The organism is Henriciella sp. (assembly GCF_049649345.1).
In the GTDB taxonomy this organism is placed as follows: Bacteria; Pseudomonadota; Alphaproteobacteria; order Caulobacterales; family Hyphomonadaceae; genus Henriciella.
Genome location: NZ_JBARZC010000028.1, coordinates 1 through 1,510 on the forward strand (window position 1 = coordinate 1; position 1,510 = coordinate 1,510).

Here is a 1,510-nt window from a genome sequence, read left to right on the forward strand (position 1 = left end):
CCTTCGGGCAGCCTGATCGAGATTGCCTTTGTCAGCGCGCTGACGGCTGGCATGATCGCGGGCGGGGCGCTCGCACTCTATCCCGTGCCGCTGGCCGCTCTGATCTTCACGTCCCTCCTGTCACTCATGGCCTTGCCGTCGGTCTTTATCGGGCTCGACGGCCAGACGGTGCCGTTTCTCATCATCATGGCCGCGTTCATCTGCGTTGTGATCTATTCGATCCGGCGACATACCGGCATGTTCCTGTCGGAACTGGGCGGGAAACTCGAGGCCGAACGCCAGCGCGACATGGTCCGTCTGCTCATGGGCACCTATCAGGGCGAAGGCGGTCATTGCGTCTGGCAATCTGATGATCTGTTCAACCTCACAACCGATCCAGGGCCTGTCGTGCAGATGTTCGGGCTCGAGCAGGAAAGCGGGGTGCCAGGCAATCTCGCCCGGCTTGTTCAGGGGAGCGCCGCGCGCGCCTATGATCCGGGAGATGCCGAAGCGCTGGCGCGGATCCTGAATCAGGGGCGAAGCCGTGAGAGCACATTCGACATCACCTTCGTGACCGCCGCCGAACAGGTCTTTCGCCTCGTTGGCCGTTCAGCGAGCGCAGCGCCGAACGCGCTTCCAGGCTATCACGGCTACCTCAAGGACATCACCGGCGAAGTGCGCGCGAACGAGAATGTCTACCGCCTTGCCACCCGCGACACGCTCACTGACCTGCTCAACTATCCCGAATTCATGCGTCGCGGCCGCGCGCTTCTCGAGGGCGTCGAGCCAGAGGTACCAGCGCCGATCTCGCTGTTTCTCTTCATCGACGCTGACAACCTAAAGACGATCAATGACACGTATGGCCATGCGATCGGCGATCATCTGATTGCGACCATCGCCGGGCGCCTTACCACGCTGCTGCCGAAGCGTTGCCTGATCTGTCGCAAGGGCGGCGACGAGTTTCTGGCATTGACCACCTGCAGATCGGAGGAGGAGGCGGGTATGATCGCGCAGGCGGCTCTGTCCGACCTGATGGGTGGTTTCACGATCGAAAAGCGCGACCTGCCGCTTTCGTGCTGCATCGGGGCGAGCATCAATCACGGGCGCAAGACCTCGCTCGAACGCATGGAGCTTGAGGCCGACCGCGCGCTTTATCACGCAAAATCGCAAGGCAAGCGGCAACTCAAGATCTATGATGCGGAGATCGGCGCGGCGATCGGGCGGACCCGTGTGCTCGCCCATGACCTCGTTCTGGCACTGGCCCGGCGCGAACTGCATCTGGCGTTCCAGCCGATCGTGCGCGCAGAGGATGGTGGCATTCTCGGGGCTGAAGCGCTACTGCGCTGGACGCATCCAGAATTCGGGATGATTTCGCCCGAGGAGATCCTCACCCTTGCCAAGCGCGAGGGCAAAAGCGCAGCTGTCTCTCAATTCGTCCTGCGCAAGGCGGTTGCCACGGCGAAATCCTGGCCTGACGAGATATTCGTTTCGGTCAATTTCAGCGCTGCGGATCTGCGCCACCGGAATCTCT

1 protein-coding gene is annotated in these 1,510 nt (G+C 61.9%); it reads left to right on the forward strand.

The window, feature by feature from the left end:
* On the forward strand, positions 1 to 1,510 hold a 1,510-nt coding region (locus WA989_RS00735), incomplete at both ends, for a diguanylate cyclase domain-containing protein (protein WP_424338620.1).